The organism is Serratia quinivorans (genome assembly GCF_052113645.1).
Classification (GTDB): domain Bacteria; phylum Pseudomonadota; class Gammaproteobacteria; order Enterobacterales; family Enterobacteriaceae; genus Serratia; species Serratia quinivorans_B.
In genome coordinates, this window is record NZ_JBIEIU010000010.1 from 87143 (window position 1) to 105644 (window position 18502).

Consider the following 18502-nt stretch of genomic DNA (forward strand, 5'->3'; position numbering starts at 1 on the left):
AAGTTCTCGTTTTCAAAGTGTTACAAAGCATCAAAATGCACGCTGGTAAGGCAGTATGCCGGAACGCAACATTTCCGCGGAGCCCAGACTGTGATCGCTGCTCAGGCCACGCAGTTCGATGTTGAATGAAACTTTGTTGTCATAAACGCTGGTATTGCTGCTGTTGTTCCAGTCGGTGATCTTGCGCTCGTAACCCAAGGTCACTGCCCAGCAGCAGGTGTTGTACTTCAGACCGAGCAACTGATCGGCGGATTGTTTTGCGCGGGTGTCGTAGTAATAAGCGCCTACGACGGACCAGCGATCGGCAATTGGCCAACTGCCGGTGACGCCTACCTGCGAAATACCGTCCTGATAGGCCGGAACTTGCGTGGTGTTCAGTGCCGTCTCAATATACTCCGGCGTGGCGTAACGGTAGTTCAACTGCAGCACGCGTTCGGAATCCTGACGGTATTCCAGCACGCCGTTGCCCAATGAGACGCTATTGAGACGCGTATCATACTGCAGGCCGCCACGCAGGCCCCAACGATCGTCAATCTTCCAATAGGTGTCGCCGGCCCAGGCCAGGCTGCCGGTGTCATCATTGTTATCGTAATTCGTCGTTTTATCACCGGTACGGGAACGGCTGAAGTAGTAGATTTGACCCACAGAAACGTTAAAACGTTCAACCAGGGCGTCATCATAAATACGCGAGGTCAAACCGGTCGATACGCGGTTCTGCGAGGCAATGCGATCCAGGCCGCTGTAGGTGCGGTCGCGGAACAGACCGGAATAGTCGGTTTGCAACAGCGTGGTGTCGTAGGTGTAGATATTGCTTTGATCGCGATACGGCACGTACAGGTACTGCACGCGCGGCTCAAGGGTCTGGGTATACCCCTCGGACCAGTTCATTGGACGATCGAACACCATCTTGCCGTCGACCTTGAACTGCGGCAACACGCGGTTGACCGAATCTTCGAGATCGGGTGCGTTACTGCCAGTACGGCTCTTGTAGTTGTTGGCGAAACCGTCAGGAATATCCTGCTGATAGTGGGTCGCCAGCAGCTTGGCTTCGGTGTTGATACTGCCCCAGCCGTTGGTCAACGGCAGGCTCAGCGTCGGTTCCATATGCAGACGGGTGGCGTCCGGGCTATAAGGGTTGACGCTGACGAACTTGGCTGCCTGACCATAAATGCGGAAATCGAACGGACCGAGATCCTCTTTATAATAGTTCAGGTCGAGCTGCGGCTGAACTTTGTAGGAGTCCGACTGACTGCGATCGGTACCGTCGTAGATCTGGAACTGTTTGGAGCTTAAGGTCGCGTCCCAGTTATCAATGGCGTAGCCGACGCTGAATTTCTGCGTCGCATAACCGTCGGTGGTCGAACCGTATTTGGAGTCCAGATCGGTAAAGTATTTGGAATCGCTGACCTTGGTGTAGTCGACGTTGAAACGCCACACCTGATCCATCACGCCGTTGTGGTTCCAGTAGAACAACCAACGCTTACTGTCGTCAGGATTGTCCTTGCTGTATTCCTTGTCGTCCGGCAACCAGTCGAATTCCATCAGGCCCAAGCCAGGCTGCACCAGGTAGCGGAATTCGTTCTGCAACTGCAGACCACGTTTGGACATGTAATGCGGGGTGATAGTGGCGTCGAAGTTCGGCGCAATATTCCAGTAATACGGCAGCATGAACTCAAAGCCATTGTTGCTGCCATATTTTGCGTTCGGGATCAGGAAACCGGAACGACGCTTATCACCGACCGGCAATTGCAGGTACGGGCTGTAGAACACCGGTACGCCGCCAATTTTGAAGCGGGCGTTCCAGATTTCCGCTACCTGCTCTTCGCGGTCATGGATCACTTCGGAACCGACTACGCTCCAGCTGTTATCGCCAGGCAAACAGGAGGTAAAGGTCCCGTTTTCCAGAATGGTGTAACGGTTGGCGCCGCGCATCTTCATCTTGTCGGCGTCGCCACGCCCCTGACGGCCTACCATTTGGTAGTCGCCTTCATAGACGTCGGTATCTTTGTTATTCAGGTTCGACCAGGCTTTCGGGCCTTTCAGCTTGATTTGGTTGTCGCTGTAGTGCACGTCACCGGTGGCGGTCACCGTGCGAACCGGGTCGGTTTGCCCCGGATCTTGCGTCTGGTTCAGCTCCACCTGCTTGGCGGTCAGGGTGCTGTTGCCTTGTTCAATATTCACGTTGCCAGTGAACAGCGCGCTTTTCGGATAGTCCGCGCGGGAGTCATCGGCGTGAATGGTGACAGGCAGGCTGTTAGGATCGCCGCTGACCAGCGGTTTGTCATAAACAGGAACGCCAAGCATACATTGCTCGGCCAGGTCAGCCAGCGCGTGCTGACTGTAGAGTGCCGTCCAAATCAGTGTGGCCAGCAGTGTTGGGAAACTTTTTTTCATACGCGGTTTTGGTGTTCCGTCATCAGAGGCGTCATGTCCGGCAAACGGTCAGAGACTATATCACTCATCTGCGTTGCGCTAGTGTTAAATCCGGCCGTTTACTTGCGTCGTCGATAGGCGCAAAGATAAATGACAGGTATGATAATCCAAATCCTGAGAAAAATCGCCTTAACCCTTACCTAAGACGGAAGGGAGCAGTCGGCTTTCGGCATGATAATTGAGGAGTATATGCAGTATTGGGGAAAACTGCTCGGGGTCATCGTGGCCATTTGGGCTGGCGCGGGATTCTGGGGTGTAGTTTTGGGGCTGATTGTCGGTCATATGATCGACTCTGCGCGTAGCAATAAGCGCAGCCGGGGCTTTTTCGCCGACCAGCAAACGCGGCAAACGCTGTTTTTCCGCACCACTTTTCAGGTGATGGGTCACCTGACCAAATCAAAAGGACGCGTTACCGAGGCGGATATTCAGATCGCCAGCCTGTTTATGGATCGTCTGCAACTGCATGGGGAAGCCCGTACCGCGGCACAGCAGGCGTTTCGTGAAGGCAAACAGAGTCAGTTCCCGCTGAGAGAAACGCTGCAGCAGTTCCGCAGCATCTGCTTTGGCCGTTTCGACCTGATTCGGATGTTTCTGGAAATTCAGATCCAGGCGGCGTTTGCCGACGGATCACTTCACCCGAACGAGCGTCAGGTGCTGTATGTGATCGCCGAAGAGCTGGGCATTTCGCGTGCGCAGTTCGATCAGTTCCTCAGCATGATGGAGGGCGGACGTCAGTTCGGCGGCGGTCAGCAGGGCGGCTATTCGCAGGGCGGCTACCAACAGGCGCAACGCGGACCCACGCTGGAGGATGCTTGCAAAGTGTTGGGTGTCAGCAGCAGCGACGACGCGACGACCATCAAGCGTGCTTATCGTAAGCTGATGAGCGAGCACCATCCGGATAAGTTGGTGGCGAAAGGTTTACCGCCGCAAATGATGGAAATGGCCAAGCAGAAAGCGCAGGAAATTCAGGCGGCGTATGACCTGATCAAGCGCGAGAAAGGCTTCAAATAACGATACCCGTCATACTGCGTAACGGGCCCAGCATGCCGGGCCCGTTTTAAAGGCGATTCAGAAGTCCGGTTCGGCGCGAAAATGCATCGGGGTTTGAAAAGTCGGGTGGGTAATGCGCAGCTCTTGCGCGTGCAGCTGTAAACGCGGCGCCATGGCTTTGGCTTCTGGCGGGGCGTAGAAACCGTCACCGAGGATCGGGTGGCCCAGCGCCAGCATATGGACACGTAACTGGTGCGAACGGCCGGTGATCGGCATGAGTTTTACCCGCGTGCTGCCGTCGGCGTCGCGCGACAATACCAGATACTCTGTTTGCGCCGCTTTGCCGGTGTCGAAACAGACTTTTTGCAGCGGCCGGTTCGGCCAGTCGCAAATCAGCGGCAAATCCACCAGACCTTCATCCTGTTCCAGATGGCCCCAGACGCGGGCGATGTAGGACTTCTTCGGTTCGCGTTCGCGAAACTGGCGCTTCAGTTCACGTTCAGCCGCCTTGTTCAGCGCCACCACAATCACTCCGCTGGTCGCCATATCCAGACGATGCACCGATTCGGCCGCCGGGAAATCCGCCTGGATGCGCGTCATCAGACTGTCTTTGTTTTCCGGCGCACGGCCGGGTACCGACAGCAGACCGCTCGGCTTGTTGACCACGATAATGTGCTCATCCTGATACAGAACATGCATCGGGTCCTGCGGGGGATTGTAGGGTTCCATTTTGTTGGCTCCGCTGAGTGTGACGGTACGGGGAACTGCCGTTCCCCGTGCGCGGGTTACTGGTGAGTAACGACCACCAGACGGATGGCATCCAGACGCCATCCCGCTTCATTCAGGTTGACCAGCACCTGTTTGCGGTTGAACTCCAGCGCTTCGACTTCGTCATCACGAATGTTCGGGTTGACCGCCTTCAGGGCTTCCAGACGTGCCAACTCGGTGCTCAGCTTGTCATCCGCTTCCTGTTTGGCCTGTTCGATCAGGGCGCGAGCCTGATCTTCAACCAGACTTTCCGCCTGTTGCAACATGGCGTGCACATCCTGCTGCACGGCGTTGACCAACTTGCTGGACGTGTGGCGGTTGACCGCATTCAACTGGCGGTTGAAGCTTTCGAATTCAACCTGAGCCGCCAGATTGGTGCCTTTGCGGTCCATCAGCATACGAATTGGCGTTGGCGGCAGGAAGCGAGTCAGTTGCAGGTGCTTCGGCGCTTGCGCCTCAACCACATAAATCAGTTCGACCAGCAGGGTACCGACCGGCAGAGCTTTGTTTTTCAACAGGGAAACTGCGCAGCTACCGGTATCGCCGGACAGGATCAAATCCAGGCCGTTGCGGATGATCGGGTGTTCCCAACTGACGAACTGCGCGTCTTCACGCGACAGTGCCTGTTCGCGATCGAAGGTGACGGTGCAGCCATCCTGCGGCAGCCCCGGGAAGTCCGGCACCAGCATGTGGTCGGACGGCGTCAGAACAATCAGGTTGTCGCTGCGATCGTCCTGGTTGATACCGACGATATCGAACAGGTTCAGCGCAAAGCCCACCAGGTTGACGTCGTTGTCCTGATTGGCGATGGCTTCCGCCAGCGCCTGTGCTTTCTCGCCGCCGTTGGAGTGCATTTCCAGCAGGCGGTCACGGCCCTGTTCCAGTTGCACTTTCAGGTGGTCATGCTGCTGGCGGCAGGCATGAATGAATTCCTCCAGCCCTTCTTGCTCGGTCGGCGATGCCAGGAAAGCGATCAATTGCTCGTAGCCGCTGTCGTAAATGGTACGGCCGGTCGGGCAGGTGTGCTCGAAGGCATCCAGCCCTTCGTGGAACCAGCGGCCCAGAACCGCCTGAGCGGTGTTTTCCAGGTACGGCACCATGATTTGAATGTCATGCATCTGGCCGATACGGTCCAGACGGCCGATACGCTGCTCGAGCAGATCCGGGTTGAATGGCAGATCGAACATCACCAGATGGCTGGCGAACTGGAAGTTACGGCCTTCGGAACCGATCTCCGAGCACAACAACACCTGGGCACCGTCTTCTTCGGAGGCGAAGTAAGCCGCGGCGCGGTCACGTTCGATAATCGACAGCCCTTCGTGGAAGACGGCAGCGCGGATGGCTTCACGTTCGCGCAGCACTTGTTCCAGCTGCAGTGCGGTGGCGGCTTTGGCGCAGATCACCAGCACTTTCTCGTGGCGGTTGGCCACCAGATAATTCAGTAACCATTCGACGCGTGGATCGAAGTTCCACCAGGTGGCGTTCTCGCCTTCAAATTCCTGATAGATTTGCTCTGGGTAGAGCATGTCGCGCGCGCGGGCTTCAACGGTTTTCTTCGCGCCCATGATACCGGACACTTTAATGGCGGTCTGGTACTGGGTCGGCAACGGCAGCTTAATCTGGTGCAAGTTGCGGTGTGGGAAGCCTTTGACACCGTTACGGGTGTTGCGGAACAGCACGCGGCTGGTGCCGTGGCGGTCCATCAGCATGGTGACCAGTTCCTGACGTGCCTGCTCGCTGTTTTCGCCATCGCTGTTGGCGGCTTTCAGCAGCGGTTCAATGTCTTGCTCGTCAATCAGCTCACCCAGCAGGTTCAGCTTGTCATCGGCCAGGCGTTCACCGCTCAGCAGCAGGGTGACGGCGTCGGCCACCGGGCGATACTTTTGCTGTTCGGCGACAAAATCGTGGTAGTCGTGGAAACGGTTCGGATCCAGCAGGCGCAAACGGGCGAAGTGACTTTGCTGCCCTAGTTGCTCTGGCGTTGCGGTCAGCAGCAGTACACCGGGAATATGCTCTGCCAGTTGCTCGATCACCTGGTATTCACGGCTTGGCGCGTCTTCGCTCCAGGCCAGGTGGTGCGCTTCATCCACCACCAGCAGGTCCCACTGGGCATCGGCCAGCTCTTCCAGACGCTGTTTGTTGCGGCGGACGAAGTCCAGCGAGCAGATCACCAGTTGTTCGGTTTCAAACGGGTTGCTGCTGTCGAGTTTCGCTTCCGAGTAACGGCTATCGTCAAACAGGGAGAAATACAGGTTGAAGCGGCGCATCATTTCGACCAGCCACTGATGCTGCAGGGTTTCCGGTACCACAATCAATACGCGCTCGGCACGGCCTGCCAGCAGTTGCTGGTGGATGATCATGCCGGCTTCGATGGTTTTACCCAACCCCACTTCATCCGCCAACAGAACGCGCGGCGCATGGCGCTGGCCGACTTCGTAGGCGATATGCAGCTGGTGCGGGATCAGGCTGGCGCGCATGCCACGCAGGCCGGCAAACGGCAGACGATACTGCTCGCTTTGGTATTTACGCGCACGGAAACGCAGGGCGAAACGGTCCATACGGTCGATCTGGCCGGCAAACAGACGGTCCTGTGGCTTGCTGAAGGTCAATTTGCTGTCCAGCAGCACTTCACGCATCGCCACACCGCTTTCCTGAGTGTCCAGGCGGGTACCGATATAGGTCAGCAGACCGTTCTCCTCTTTCACCTCTTCCACCTGCAGCTCCCATCCTTCGTGGTTGCTGATGGTATCGCCCGGGTTGAACATCACGCGGGTGATCGGGGAATCATTTCTGGCATAGAGGCGGTTTTCACCGGTTGCGGGGAAAAGCAGGGTAATCATGCGCGTATCCAGCGCCACGACGGTTCCCAGTCCTAATTCGCTTTCCGTATCGCTGATCCAGCGTTGACCAAGTGTAAAAGGCATATATTGTCGGCTCGATTCTTTTAAGTAAGTCTTGTTACCGGGCGGAAAGGGCCGCGGCACCCGTATCAAACGTCTGCTAATCCCGATTTATTTTAATATGGCGGGCAATAGCTATTCATCCCATGCATACATCGTTAGACGGCATGGGGGAAGTGTGGTCCAGAATTTGGGAAGGGCGCTATGGTAATGGAAGGCGACGCGTTCGTCACCTGCAAAACCCGATGATTTTTCTTAACCCTTCACCAAAGCCTGTCGGGCGGGCTGAAGGTTAAAACAGCCCCATCTGCCCGGTCACCAGCGTCGTGAAATCGTCATGCAAAAATGGCAGTATCGCGTCAGCCACCGGCTGCAACTGGCGTTCCAGATAATGCGGGTAATCAATCGCAGACTGCTGGGTCTCCAGCGGCTCCGGCCCGGCGACGGTCATGACATAGCTGATCCAACCGCCATTCTGGTATTGCAAGGGACGCCCCTGCTGACGATTATAGTCGTCGGCGATACGCGCTGCGCGGACATGCGGCGGAACGTTGCGCTGATAATCGTCCAGCTTCCTGCGCAGGCGTTTGCGGTAAACCAGCCGATCGTCGAAATCGCCGTTAAGCGTTTGGCTAACATATTCACGCACAAAATCCTGATAAGGCTGCCGCTTGAAAATGCGTTGGTACAGCAGGCGCTGGAACTGTTGCGCCAGCGGCGTCCAGTCGGTGCGCACCGTTTCCAGCCCCTTGTACACCATCTCTTCGCTGCCGTCAGGCTTGGCGATCAGCCCGGCGTAACGTTTTTTACTGCCCTGTTCGGCGCCGCGAATGGTGGGCATCAGGAAGCGTGAATAATGGGTTTCAAACTCCAGTTCCAGCGCATTCTCCAGCCCATACTGCTGCTGCAAATGCTGTTGCCACCATTGGTTCACCTGTTGCACCAGCGTTCGACCTATTTGCGCCGCCTGCTGTTCGTCATGCGGTTGTTTGAGCCAAACGAAAGTCGAATCGGTATCGCCGTAGATCACCTGATAACCCTGTGCCTCGATCAGTTCGCGTGTCTGACGCATGATCTCATGGCCGCGCAGGGTGATCGACGAGGCCAATCGGGGATCGAAAAAGCGGCAGCCGCTTGACCCCAACACGCCGTACAGTGCGTTCATGATGATCTTTAATGCCTGGGACAACGCTTTGTTCTGCTGCCGTTTTGCCGCTTCACGGCCTTGCCAGATCTGCTCGACGATCGCCGGCAGGCAGTGTTTGTCGCGTGAGAAACGCGCGTGGCGAAAGCCGGACACCGAGTCGGCATCATCTGGATGCTGCATGCCTTCCACCAGCCCGACCGGATCGATCAGGAAGGTACGAATAATCGATGGGTACAGGCTCTTGTAATCCAGCACCAATACCGAGTCATACAGGCCGGGTTGCGAATCCATCACAAACCCGCCGGGGCTGTGCTCCTCCGGTTGTTCGCCCAGGTTGGGGGCGACAAAACCCAGCCGGTGCATGCGTGGCATGTACAGATTGCTGAAAGCGGCTACCGAACCGCCGCTGCGGTCGGCCGCCAGCCCGGTGACCGTGGCGCGTTCCAGCAGAAAGGTCAGCAACTCGGTTTTGGCAAAAATCCGCGTGACCAGCTCGCAGTCCTTCAGGTTGTAGCGCGCCAACGCCGGCTTGTCTTCGGCAAAGCGACGGTCGATTTCCGCCATTCGCTGGTAAGGGTTATCGATCGACTTACCTTCCCCGAGTAGCGTCTGCGACACGTGCTCCAGGCTGAACGAAGGGAAGTTCCAGGTGGCGGATTTCAGCGCTTCGATACCGTCGATAATCAGCCTTCCGGCGGCGGAAGCGAAAAAGTGATTCTGTTTGAAACCGTGTTCGCGCCACTCCAGCAGGTTGCCGCCACGGCCCAGCCGCAACGGGATCTGATAGCGTTCGGCGTGTTTTTGCAGCACGCGCAAATCAAATTGCACCAGGTTCCAGCCAATGATGGCGTCGGGATCGTGCCGTTCGAGCCATTGATTCAGCCGCTCCAGTATTTGCGGGCGGCTGACGCAGTATTCCAGCTCAAAATCCAGCGGCTCATCGCCGCCGTTGGCCGGCCCGAGCATGTAAACCTGGCGCTGGCCACAGCCTTCCAGGGCAATCGAGTACAGCTCGCCGTGGGCCGTGGTTTCAATGTCCAGCGAAACCAGTTTTAACCTTGGGCGGTATTCGGGCGCCGGTTTCATCTGGCCGTTGAGTAGCGGGCCATTGCCGTTGGTTTGGCCGCTGAACCACACCGGCGCGGTGATAAAACGCTCCATCAGGTAGCGTTCCGGCGGACGGATATCGGCCTCGTAGACATTGACGCCGCCGTCTTTCAGCAGCTTTTCCAGTTTGATCAACTGACGGTGTTGGCGACAGTACAGCCCCACGACCGGACGATGGTGAAAGTCGGTCAGCGGCAGGGCTTTCAGCTCCAGTTGCCGCTCTTCACGCAGCAACAGTTCGGCACGCTGACGCTGTTCGGCCGGGATAAAAGCAACGGAGGTCTGCGGCGCCAGGCGAAGTTGCTGTGGCCCGCTATCGGTCGCCAGCCAAAACTCGACCTCGGTGCCGGCGGGCGTATCACGCCAGTGGCGGGTGAGCAGGAAACCCTGTTGGAGTGACATCGCGCTGTTCCTGAGAAGCTAAACTGAAAGGGGAGAGAGATAAATTATAGTATGGGTTTTTATACAGTGATTGTCCATTGCCGCACGGCTCTGCCAAAAACGCATACAATTCACCGGTTGACTCGCTCCCGGCCGCACCGGACAATCCCACGCCCACGCGCTTTGGATAACGAACAGAGGTTTAATGGAAGCCTATTTGCAGCATTTGATCACCCAGTCATTGGCTTTCACTCTGATGGTCGTCATGTTTGTCGCGTTTCTGGAATCGCTGGCGCTGGTGGGGCTGTTGCTGCCCGGTACGGTAATGATGGCCAGCATCGGCGCGTTGATCGGCAGCGGCCAGGTGGATTTTTATTACGCCTGGGCGGCGGGGATCGTCGGCTGCCTGTTGGGGGACTGGATCTCTTACTTTATCGGTCGGGCTTTCAAGGGGCCGTTGCACCGCTGGTCATTCTTGAAGAAGAACAAGGCGATGCTGGACAAAACCGAGCACGCGCTGCACCAACACAGTATGGCGACCATTTTGATTGGGCGTTTTGTCGGCCCGACGCGCCCGTTGGTGCCAATGGTTGCCGGCATGCTCGATCTGCCGCCATATAAGTTCGCGTTGCCTAACATTATCGGCTGTATTGCCTGGCCACCGGTCTATTTCTTCCCGGGTATTCTGGCCGGTGTGGCGATCGACATTCCTGCCAGCGCCAACAGCGCGTTATTTAAATGGTTGCTGTTTGCGGTGGTGGTGTTGATTTGGCTGGCCGCCTGGCTGAGCTGGCGCTGGTGGCGCGAAGGCAAACGCAGCGCCGACCGACTCAGCAAGTGGCTGTCGCCGTTACGCCTGCGAATGGCCTGCGTGCTGAGCTGGGCGCTGGCGTGCGGCACCTTTTATTACCTGCACCAGCAACCGCTGATGCCGGTCTATCGTCACCTGCTGTGGAAGGTGCTGGCCGGTCAATGACAAGGGGCGTGACGCCCCTTTGCATCTTACTGGAAGAAGGCTTCCAGCTGTTCAAACACCCGCACGTCTTCGCTGTGGCGTTTTACCTGCAGCACATCTTCGAGTTTTTCCACCTGGCTGATCATCTGCACCAGCCGTTGATCGTCCGCCACCAATAGCCAGATACGGCTTTGTTGGCCGTCTTTCAACGGCAGACACAGAATGCCCTCCACGTTGAAGGCGCGGCGGGCGAACAGGCCACACACGTGCGACATCACGCCAGGATGGTTACGTACCGCCAGTTCCAGGATCACCTGTGGGTTATTGCGTTGTTCTGACATGGCTTATTCTCCAATCATGTCGATGTTGGCAGCGCCCGGCGGCACCATCGGGAAAACTTTTTCATTAATATCAATCAGCGCGTGGATCAGGCAAGGGCCTGGGCGTTGGATCGCTTCGGCCAGTGCGGCTTGCGGATCTTCTGCGGCGTTCAGATCGCAGGTATCCAGCCCGAAACCGGCGGCAATCTTGATAAAGTCGGTGCGCTTGGGATAGGCGGCGGCGAAGATGCGCTGCTGGTAGAACAGCGTTTGCTGTTGATGCACCAGCCCCAGCGCCTGGTTGTTCATCAGAATGATTTTTACGTCCAAATCATGCTCGACGGCGGTCGCCATTTCCTGAATGTTCATCATCAGGCTGCCGTCACCGGAGAAGCACAGCACCTTGCGCTGGGGTTCGGCCAGCGCGGCACCGATCGCCGCCGGCAAGCCGAAGCCCATGGTGCCCAGCCCGCCGGAAGTCAGCCACTGGCGCGGCCGGCTCAGCGGATAGGCTTGCGCCACCCACATTTGATGCTGGCCCACGTCGGTAGTGATGATGGCGCTTTCGTCCACGCAGCGTGCGGCAGCCAACACCAGCCCGTAGTGACTCAGAGGATCCTCGGCGCCCGGCATGCTGAACGGGAATTCGCGCTTCAGGTCATTGACGGTGTTCAGCCATTCGCTGCGGGGCTGTGCTTCGATTTGAGGCAGCAGCTGTTGCAGCACCTGGCCTACGTCGGCGTGAATGGCAATATTGGCCTGTTTCACCTTACCCAGTTCGGCGCGATCGATATCCACGTGGATGATGCTGGCGTTCGGGCAGAACTGTTCGGTTTTGCCAATCGCCCGATCGTCAAAGCGTGCGCCCAGTACGATCAGCAGGTCAGCCTCTTGCAGAATAAAGTTGGTGCTGCGAGCCGCATGCATGCCCAGCATGCCCAACGACAGCGGATGCTGCACCGGCATGGCGCCCAATGCCATCAGCGTCATGGTGGTGGGCAGATTGGCGCGTTCGGCCAGCTCAATGGCCTGCTGATAGGCGTTGGCGCAGATGATGCCGCCGCCCAGGTACAGCACCGGGCGTTTGGCCTGATTGATCATTGCAGCGGCCTGGGCCACGGCGGCAGGTTCGAAGGCCGGTGCCGCATCGGGAACGGCGATCGGCGGCAGTTCATCCAGACTGATAACCGCAGTTTGCACGTCTTTCGGCACGTCGATCCACACCGGGCCAGGGCGGCCGGATTCGGCGATGCGGAACGCGTCGCAGATCACCTGCGGCAGTTCGCGGATATCGCGGACCAAATGGTTGTGCTTGGTAATAGGAATTGAGATGCCGTAGGTATCCACTTCCTGGAAGGCGTCGGTGCCGATCATCGAAGAGGGTACCTGACCGGTGATGCACACCAGCGGGATAGAGTCGAGTTTGGCGTCGGCGATGGCGGTGACCAGGTTGGTGGCGCCCGGCCCGCTGGAGGCGATGCAAACCGCTGCCTTGCCGTTGGCGCGCGCCATGCCCTGAGCCATAAAACCTGCGCCCTGTTCGTGGCGTGCCAGTACGTGATGAATGCGGGTGCTTTGGCTCAGTGCGTCATACAGCGGCAGCGCCGCGCCGCCGGGAATACCGGCGACGGTGGTGATGCCCTGGCGCTCCAGCAGATGAACGATCAACTCTGCGCCGGTGAAACGGTTACCTTGATGTGGCGTGCCCGAAATTGCCATGTTCCTATCCTTTCTCAAGGCCGGTTCGCTGTTCTGGGCAGGGGGCTAAAACTGAAAACCCCGCCCGGTTTGCGCCGGCGGGGTTTGGGAATCGATGCGTTGATTCGGACCCTACGGCGCATTGCCGACGACCACCACCACACGCACGACGACCACCGCGGCTGGTAGCGCGGTCATTAGTAGGGTCGAAGTCAGCGAGGATGCGATCACAGGGAACCTTATCATCAGTAAAAAAGTCAGGTTTTTATAAAACCACAGGCGAAAAATTCGCACAACAGGTTTATTTGCGCAGCATAAAAAACGCGCTGCAGATCACGGTTTGTGTGAAATGCCCAACACCTTGGCTTCGGGCGCACTGCCGTCCAGCAGGGCCTGAGTCGGGCCGTCGTAATAAATGCGGCCGTCGACCACCAACAGGGTGCGTGGCGCGATGCGCGCGGCGTCATCCAGGTTATGCGATACCATCAGCAGCGTCAGGTTTCGTTGTTCGCACACGTCCTCGAGCAGTTGCAGCATTTCATTGCGCAAAGCCGGATCGAGCGCTGAAAAAGGTTCGTCGAGTAGCAGGACAGGACGCTGGCGGATCAGGCAACGCGCCAGGGCGGCACGCTGGCGTTGGCCGCCGGAAAGCTGTGACGGCAGACGCGGCAGATGCTCTTCCAACCCAACTTGCCGGGCAATTTGCGCCAACTGCAGCTTCTGCTCTTCATTCAGCCGCAGGCCGGGATCCAGCCCTAAGCCGATGTTCTGCGCCACCGTCAGGTGGGCGAACAGGTTGTTTTCCTGGAACAGCATCGAGACCGGCCGTTCGGCCGGCGGCGTGCCGGTATGGTCGCTGCCGTTGAGCAGCAGCTTGCCGCTGGCGGCCGGCAGAAAACCGGCGATCAGGCTGAGCAGGGTGCTTTTCCCCGCTCCGCTGGGGCCCAGCACCGCGACACGTTCGCCCGGTTGAATACGCAGGTCAAAGCGCATTGGCAGGTGTTCATACAGATAGGTCAGTTTTTCAAGCTCTAGCATGGCGGCCCGGTAAGCGTTCGATCAGGGTAAACAGCAGGAAGCATAGCAGCAGCAACAACAGAGCGGTGACTGCGCCGTCATTGCTGCGATAGGCACCGATCTGCTGGTACAGGTAAAAAGGCAGGGTGCGGAAATGCTCGTTGCCAAACAGCGCCACCACGCCGAAATCGCCGATCGACAGTACGCAGGCGAAGGCCAGCGCCTGAGCCAGCGGGCGACGCAGCGCTTTCAGCTCGATCCAGCGTAGCCGCTGCCAGCCGTGGATATCCAGCGACAGGCACAGCGGATTATAGCGTTCGGCCAGGTCGCGCATGGGGTTTTCCAACACTTTTAGCGCATAGGGCACCGCCATCAACGCATTGGTGAGGATCACCAGCGCATACGGCGACTGCGGCAGCCCGACGGTGTCGCTCAACAGCAGGAAGAAACCGGTGGCCAGCACAATGCCCGGCATCGCCAGGATCACCATGCCGCTTAGCTCCAGGGTATGACCCCAACGCAGTCTTTGTTGCAGCTTCAGCTCACGGCTGCTCCACAGCAGCATCATGGTCAGCACGACACAAAGTACGCCCGCCCCCAGAGCGATGCGCAACGAAGTGAACAATGCCTGCCACAACACCTGTTGCTGCAGGACGCTGACCAGCGTTTGATTGGCGCCGTCGGCAATCACTGCCAGCAGCGGGGGCAATAGCAGCAGCAGGGCGGCGGTAATCAGTAAAAAGTCGCTGACACGACGCCACAGGCTGTCTTGCGGATTACGCCAGCTATGGGCGTGGGTGTTGCCGACCGGCAGCGTCTGGCTCAGCCGCTGGCTGAATACCACCAGCCCGAGGCAGCATGCGAGTTGGATCAGTGCCAGCAGAGCGGCGCGGCTGAGATCGTAGTCATAGCTGAGCGCCTGGTAGATCGCCAGTTCGATGGTGGTCGCCTGCGGCCCGCCGCCCAGTGACAGCACGGTGGCGAAGCTGGCGAAGCACAGCATAAAGATCAGCGCTCCGCTCGGCAGGATTTGGCGGCGCAGCGCCGGCCATTCGACAAAGCGAAACTGCTGCCAGCCGTTCATGCCAAGCTGGGCCGCTAACTGGCGCTGTTCAACCGGGATATTTTCCAGTGCTTGCAGCAGCAGACGGGTCGCCAACGGCAGGTTGAAAAACAGGTGCGCCAGCAGGATGCCCTGCAGGCCATAAGGCGTGAAACTGTAGTTAATGCCTAGCCAGCCGCACAGCAATGCCAGCCAGCCCTGACGGCCATACACACTGAGCAGGCCGAATACCGCCACCAGCACCGGCAGTACCAGCGTCATGGCGCAGAGCCGCAGCAGTAATTGGCGACCGGGGAAACGGCGACGATACAGCGCACGCGCCAGCAGGATGGCGGGCAGCACCGAGATCAGTGCGGACAGCAGCGCCTGCCAGAAGGTAAAGCGCACCACGTGCCACAGGTAGCTGTCCTGCCACAGGCCACGCCAGTCGCTGTCCGGCGCGTGCCGCCACAACGATCCCATCGCCAGCGCGGCGATGGTCAGGATCAGACCGGCGGCCAATAGCCCCGGCCATAGCCAGCGGGGGATCAGTGGCTGACGGCGGTTTGCCATGCCCGGATCCAGTTGCTGCGTTGCTTGGCTACGTCTTCTGCGCTGTATTGCAGCGCGGTCTGCGGTACGGTCATTTGGTCAAAGCCGGCCGGCAGCGGGGTCTTGATCACCGGGTACATCCAGTTGCCGGTGGGAATGGCATTCTGGAACGCCGGGGTCACCATAAATTGCATAAAGCGCTCCGCCAGTTCCGGTTGCTTGCCGGCCTTGAGTTTGCCTGCCACTTCCACCTGCAGATAATGGCCTTCGCTGAAATTGGCGGCCGCGTAGCTGTCTTTCTTCTCTTCGATCAGGTGATAGGCCGGGGAGGTGGTGTAGCTGAGCACCAAATCACCTTCGCCTTTCAGGAACAGGCCATAGGCTTCACTCCAGCCCTTGGTGACGGTGACGGTTTTCTTCGCCAGCTTCTGCCAGGCCGCCGGCGCCTGATCGCCATAAACTTTTTGCATCCACAACAGCAGCCCCAACCCCGGCGTGCTGGTGCGCGGATCTTCGTAGATCACTTTCCAGTTCTGACTGCTGTCGATCAGCTCATGCAGGCTTTTGGGTGGGTTCTTCAGTTTTTCTTTGTTGTAAACGAAGGCAAAGTAGCCGTAGTCATAAGGCACGAAGGTTTTATCCTGCCAGCCACCCGGCAGGTTCAATTTACGGGTGTCGACGTCGCTGGGCGCGAATAAGCCGGTTTGTTGCGCGGCTTGCAGCAGGTTGTTGTCCAGCCCCAGCACCACGTCGGCGGCGCTGTTTTTCCCTTCCATGCGCAGACGGTTAAGCAGTGAAACGCCGTCTTCCAGCGCGACGAATTTCAGCTCGCACTCGCACTCGGCCTCAAAGGCTTTTTTGATCGCCGGGCCAGGGCCCCAGTCCGCAGCGAAGGAATCATAGGTGTAGACCGTCAGCGTGGGCTTGGCGAACACCGGTGCGGCGCACAGCAACAGTAATAAGGGCAGGCTTTGTTTGACCACTTTGCACTCCTGAAAATTTAGGGGGGCAAGGGTATCTGAGGGGGCAAGCGGCTGATGCCGGATCGCTGGGCTCAAATCCCTCCGCCGGTATTGACCGGATCAGGTTCGACGGGTTTGTTCTCAGCAAAACCTGCACGCCGCGTTTTCATCACGTTGCCGCCGTTTTGCACCCCGTTGAGACGGCGTTATTGTAAAGACTAACGGGCGCAGGTGAAAGGTGCTTATGCTTCCGGCGGCGCAAACCAGGCGGATTTAAAATCGAACCAACCCAGAGTGTTCATTCGTACGCCGCGCATGCTGCGCTGGCCATGCAGTTGCAGCCAGTGGTGGAATAACGGGTGTAACTGATGACCGCTGACCAGACGTTGGCAAAAATCTGCCAGCGGCAGGGCATTGGCGCGCCACAGCGCCGCATCTTCGGACATGTTTTCACTCATGCAGTGCTGCATCAGAGGCAGTTCATACAGGGTAGCGAACAGCGAAAATTCCAGCGGCAGGTAAAAGTTGGCGCTGCCGAGCCACAAATCGCTGCTCGCGTCACCTTTATGCCAGGTGGCGTAATCGACGATCTGGATAATCAGTTTAATACCGTGCTGCGCCAGCAAGGGTTCGATTGCCTGCTGAATGGCGTGGAACTCCGAGTGTTCGCTGTAGAAGGTCAGCGTCAGTTCGGTTAATCCAGGCGGCTTGGGTTGTACCGCCAGCGCGCGGTTGTGGTGCCAGCGCGGTAAAATGCCGTAGGCCGGTGACCAATAGCGTTGATAGATCGGACCGGCGTTGCTCAACAGTGAAATGGGGTTGATCAGCTCGCATAGCCAACGGCGGATGGCCGGATCGGCTGCCAGCGTTGAGCGCTGATCGAACAGCAGAAAATAGCAGCCTTCTTCCAGTCGGCTTTCCAGTTCATTTTTACCGGTGTCATCCGCCTGCAGTTGCACGCCGGAGTGCACCAGTTCTTCGGTCACCTCTGGCAGCACCCAGATATTGACCTCGTCGATCAGGGCACGATAGCCAAAGTAATCGTCGAAAGCGTGGATCTTCATCTGGCTACGGTGGTTGCGCACCACGCTGTAGGGGCCGGTGCCGACCGGATGGCGCGAGAACTCCGGCAGGCTCTGCCACTCGCGCGGCAATATCATGGCGTGCACACTGCCCAGCAGCCAGGGCAGCCAGTAATCGGGGCTGTGCAGATGCACGTCGATCACATAAGGGGTCGGCGAGGTGACGCGCTCGATATGGGAAAACAGCGGTTGCGGCATCAGGCGACTGAGCGAACTGATGACATCTTCCATTTCCAGCTCGCGGCCATGGTGAAAATGAATCGCCGGGCGCAGGTAAAAGCGCCAATGCAGCGGCGTTAAAGGTTGCCAGTGGTGCGAAAGGTCGGATTCCAGTTCCCCATTTTCCTCATTTATCCGCGTCAGACCACTGAAAATCTGCCGCGCCAAATGGGTTTCTGATCGTCGCAGTGCCGAACCGGGCAACAGGTTGTATAACTGGCGGTAGTAGAGCACGCGCAGAATGTGTTTACCCTGACGAAAGCTGCGACCCAGTTGAGACAGCAGCATTTGCCGCACCACGTTTTTATCGCCGACCAGTTGCACCAGCTGATCGATGCGATCTTGCTCCAGCAATTCCTCCGCACGCTGCTGCTGCAGCGCCAGGCCGGTATAGTGGAAGGTCAGGCGCGAACGCTTGCCGCGCCCCGACTCCGCCTGCCAGGTCAGCCAGCCTTGCTGCTGCATGGCCCCCAGCAACGAACGCACGTGGCGGCGCGAGCAGGTGAGCACTTCGGCCAGCTCCTGCAGCGTGGTTTCGGTCGGCTCGCCGTGGCAGCGCTGCCACAGGCGAATGAACTGCTGTTGCAATCTGGAGGTGGACATAAAAGAGGAACGCTCCGGCAGTAACCCATCAATTTATCTTTCCCTATATTACGCCGATAATTTTCCTCAATGAAAGGGGGAGGGCGACAGATGAAAATTTTCTTGTCGAAACAGTTCTATCAGCGCTATTTCAGCGCGGTGCGCCGCCAGCACGCCGACTGGTTGGGATGGGTGCCCGAACAGACACGGCTGGCGATGCTGGCTCACCTGACCCAGTGGGATATCAAGAGTATGACGGACAAGCAATACCGCGAGCACCTCTGAGGCTTCGGTAGCGAAAGTGTTTCTGAGTAATGGTGTTGTTCACCAGCCAGTGGGGTCATACC

14 protein-coding genes and 1 riboswitch are annotated in these 18502 nt (G+C 58.1%); of the genes, 3 read left to right on the forward strand and 11 right to left on the reverse strand.

The window, feature by feature from the left end:
* Positions 1-30: 30 nt before the first annotated feature.
* On the reverse strand, positions 31-2394 hold the full coding sequence (gene lptD, locus ACGS9J_RS18280) for an LPS assembly protein LptD (RefSeq protein ID WP_442232235.1): 2364 nt from the start codon (positions 2392-2394) through the stop codon (positions 31-33).
* Positions 2395-2622: 228 nt separating this feature from the next.
* Between lptD and djlA the strand changes: the two genes are divergently transcribed.
* Complete coding sequence (djlA, locus tag ACGS9J_RS18285; RefSeq protein ID WP_442232236.1) at positions 2623-3444, forward strand: co-chaperone DjlA; 822 nt, start codon at positions 2623-2625, stop codon at positions 3442-3444.
* 57 nt (positions 3445-3501) lie between these two features.
* On the opposite strand, the gene rluA is transcribed toward djlA, so the two are convergent.
* The 3 genes from rluA to ACGS9J_RS18300 all read right to left on the reverse strand — a co-directional run bounded on the left by rluA (position 3502) and on the right by ACGS9J_RS18300 (position 9747).
* Entirely contained in the window at positions 3502-4152 is a 651-nt protein-coding gene (gene rluA / locus ACGS9J_RS18290; protein ID WP_442232237.1) for a bifunctional tRNA pseudouridine(32) synthase/23S rRNA pseudouridine(746) synthase RluA, read from the reverse strand.
* A gap of 56 nt (positions 4153-4208) precedes the next feature.
* Positions 4209-7115 (reverse strand): RNA polymerase-associated protein RapA, encoded by a 2907-nt coding sequence (rapA, locus tag ACGS9J_RS18295; protein ID WP_442232238.1) that lies wholly within the window; start codon positions 7113-7115, stop codon positions 4209-4211.
* 268 nt (positions 7116-7383) lie between these two features.
* Positions 7384-9747, reverse strand: coding sequence for a DNA polymerase II (locus ACGS9J_RS18300; RefSeq protein WP_442232239.1), 2364 nt, complete (start codon positions 9745-9747; stop codon positions 7384-7386).
* Positions 9748-9931: 184 nt separating this feature from the next.
* Between ACGS9J_RS18300 and ACGS9J_RS18305 the strand changes: the two genes are divergently transcribed.
* Complete coding sequence (locus tag ACGS9J_RS18305; RefSeq protein WP_442232240.1) at positions 9932-10702, forward strand: DedA family protein; 771 nt, start codon at positions 9932-9934, stop codon at positions 10700-10702.
* 26 nt (positions 10703-10728) lie between these two features.
* Here the strand turns inward: ACGS9J_RS18305 and ilvN are convergent, their stop codons facing one another.
* From ilvN to sgrR, 7 genes are all read right to left on the reverse strand, one after another.
* Complete coding sequence (gene ilvN / locus ACGS9J_RS18310; RefSeq protein WP_442232241.1) at positions 10729-11022, reverse strand: acetolactate synthase small subunit; 294 nt, start codon at positions 11020-11022, stop codon at positions 10729-10731.
* 3 nt (positions 11023-11025) lie between these two features.
* Positions 11026-12720, reverse strand: coding sequence for an acetolactate synthase large subunit (gene ilvB / locus ACGS9J_RS18315; RefSeq protein ID WP_442232242.1), 1695 nt, complete (start codon positions 12718-12720; stop codon positions 11026-11028).
* Between the two features lie 111 nt (positions 12721-12831).
* Entirely contained in the window at positions 12832-12945 is a 114-nt protein-coding gene (gene ivbL / locus ACGS9J_RS18320; protein WP_301286184.1) for an ilvB operon leader peptide IvbL, read from the reverse strand.
* Positions 12946-13032: 87 nt separating this feature from the next.
* On the reverse strand, positions 13033-13737 hold the full coding sequence (gene thiQ / locus ACGS9J_RS18325; protein ID WP_442232243.1) for a thiamine ABC transporter ATP-binding protein ThiQ: 705 nt from the start codon (positions 13735-13737) through the stop codon (positions 13033-13035).
* Positions 13724-15331 (reverse strand): thiamine/thiamine pyrophosphate ABC transporter permease ThiP, encoded by a 1608-nt coding sequence (thiP, locus tag ACGS9J_RS18330; protein WP_442232244.1) that lies wholly within the window; start codon positions 15329-15331, stop codon positions 13724-13726. The genes thiQ and thiP overlap by 14 nt, the downstream gene beginning before the upstream one ends.
* Positions 15307-16293, reverse strand: a complete 987-nt coding sequence (gene thiB, locus ACGS9J_RS18335) for a thiamine ABC transporter substrate binding subunit (RefSeq protein WP_442232245.1) — start codon at positions 16291-16293, stop codon at positions 15307-15309. The genes thiP and thiB overlap by 25 nt, the downstream gene beginning before the upstream one ends.
* A gap of 58 nt (positions 16294-16351) precedes the next feature.
* A riboswitch (TPP riboswitch) is annotated at positions 16352-16477 on the reverse strand.
* Positions 16478-16514: 37 nt separating this feature from the next.
* Positions 16515-18176: an HTH-type transcriptional regulator SgrR gene (sgrR, locus tag ACGS9J_RS18340; protein WP_442232246.1), complete on the reverse strand. Its 1662-nt coding sequence runs from the start codon at positions 18174-18176 to the stop codon at positions 16515-16517.
* 90 nt (positions 18177-18266) lie between these two features.
* Between sgrR and sgrT the strand changes: the two genes are divergently transcribed.
* Entirely contained in the window at positions 18267-18440 is a 174-nt protein-coding gene (sgrT, locus tag ACGS9J_RS18345; RefSeq protein WP_442232247.1) for a glucose uptake inhibitor SgrT, read from the forward strand.
* Positions 18441-18502 lie beyond the last annotated feature (62 nt).

Excerpts from the sequence above, each read along its gene's own strand:
- lptD (WP_442232235.1), bottom strand. The coding sequence starts at position 2,394 with ATGAAAAAAAGTTTCCCAACACTGCTGGCCACACTGATTTGGACGGCA.
- djlA (WP_442232236.1), top strand. The coding sequence starts at position 2,623 with ATGCAGTATTGGGGAAAACTGCTCGGGGTCATCGTGGCCATTTGGGCT.
- rluA (WP_442232237.1), bottom strand. The coding sequence starts at position 4,152 with ATGGAACCCTACAATCCCCCGCAGGACCCGATGCATGTTCTGTATCAG.
- rapA (WP_442232238.1), bottom strand. The coding sequence starts at position 7,115 with ATGCCTTTTACACTTGGTCAACGCTGGATCAGCGATACGGAAAGCGAA.
- ACGS9J_RS18300 (WP_442232239.1), bottom strand. The coding sequence starts at position 9,747 with ATGTCACTCCAACAGGGTTTCCTGCTCACCCGCCACTGGCGTGATACG.
- ACGS9J_RS18305 (WP_442232240.1), top strand. The coding sequence starts at position 9,932 with ATGGAAGCCTATTTGCAGCATTTGATCACCCAGTCATTGGCTTTCACT.
- ilvN (WP_442232241.1), bottom strand. The coding sequence starts at position 11,022 with ATGTCAGAACAACGCAATAACCCACAGGTGATCCTGGAACTGGCGGTA.
- ilvB (WP_442232242.1), bottom strand. The coding sequence starts at position 12,720 with ATGGCAATTTCGGGCACGCCACATCAAGGTAACCGTTTCACCGGCGCA.
- ivbL (WP_301286184.1), bottom strand. The coding sequence starts at position 12,945 with ATGATAAGGTTCCCTGTGATCGCATCCTCGCTGACTTCGACCCTACTA.
- thiQ (WP_442232243.1), bottom strand. The coding sequence starts at position 13,737 with ATGCTAGAGCTTGAAAAACTGACCTATCTGTATGAACACCTGCCAATG.
- thiP (WP_442232244.1), bottom strand. The coding sequence starts at position 15,331 with ATGGCAAACCGCCGTCAGCCACTGATCCCCCGCTGGCTATGGCCGGGG.
- sgrR (WP_442232246.1), bottom strand. The coding sequence starts at position 18,176 with ATGTCCACCTCCAGATTGCAACAGCAGTTCATTCGCCTGTGGCAGCGC.
- sgrT (WP_442232247.1), top strand. The coding sequence starts at position 18,267 with ATGAAAATTTTCTTGTCGAAACAGTTCTATCAGCGCTATTTCAGCGCG.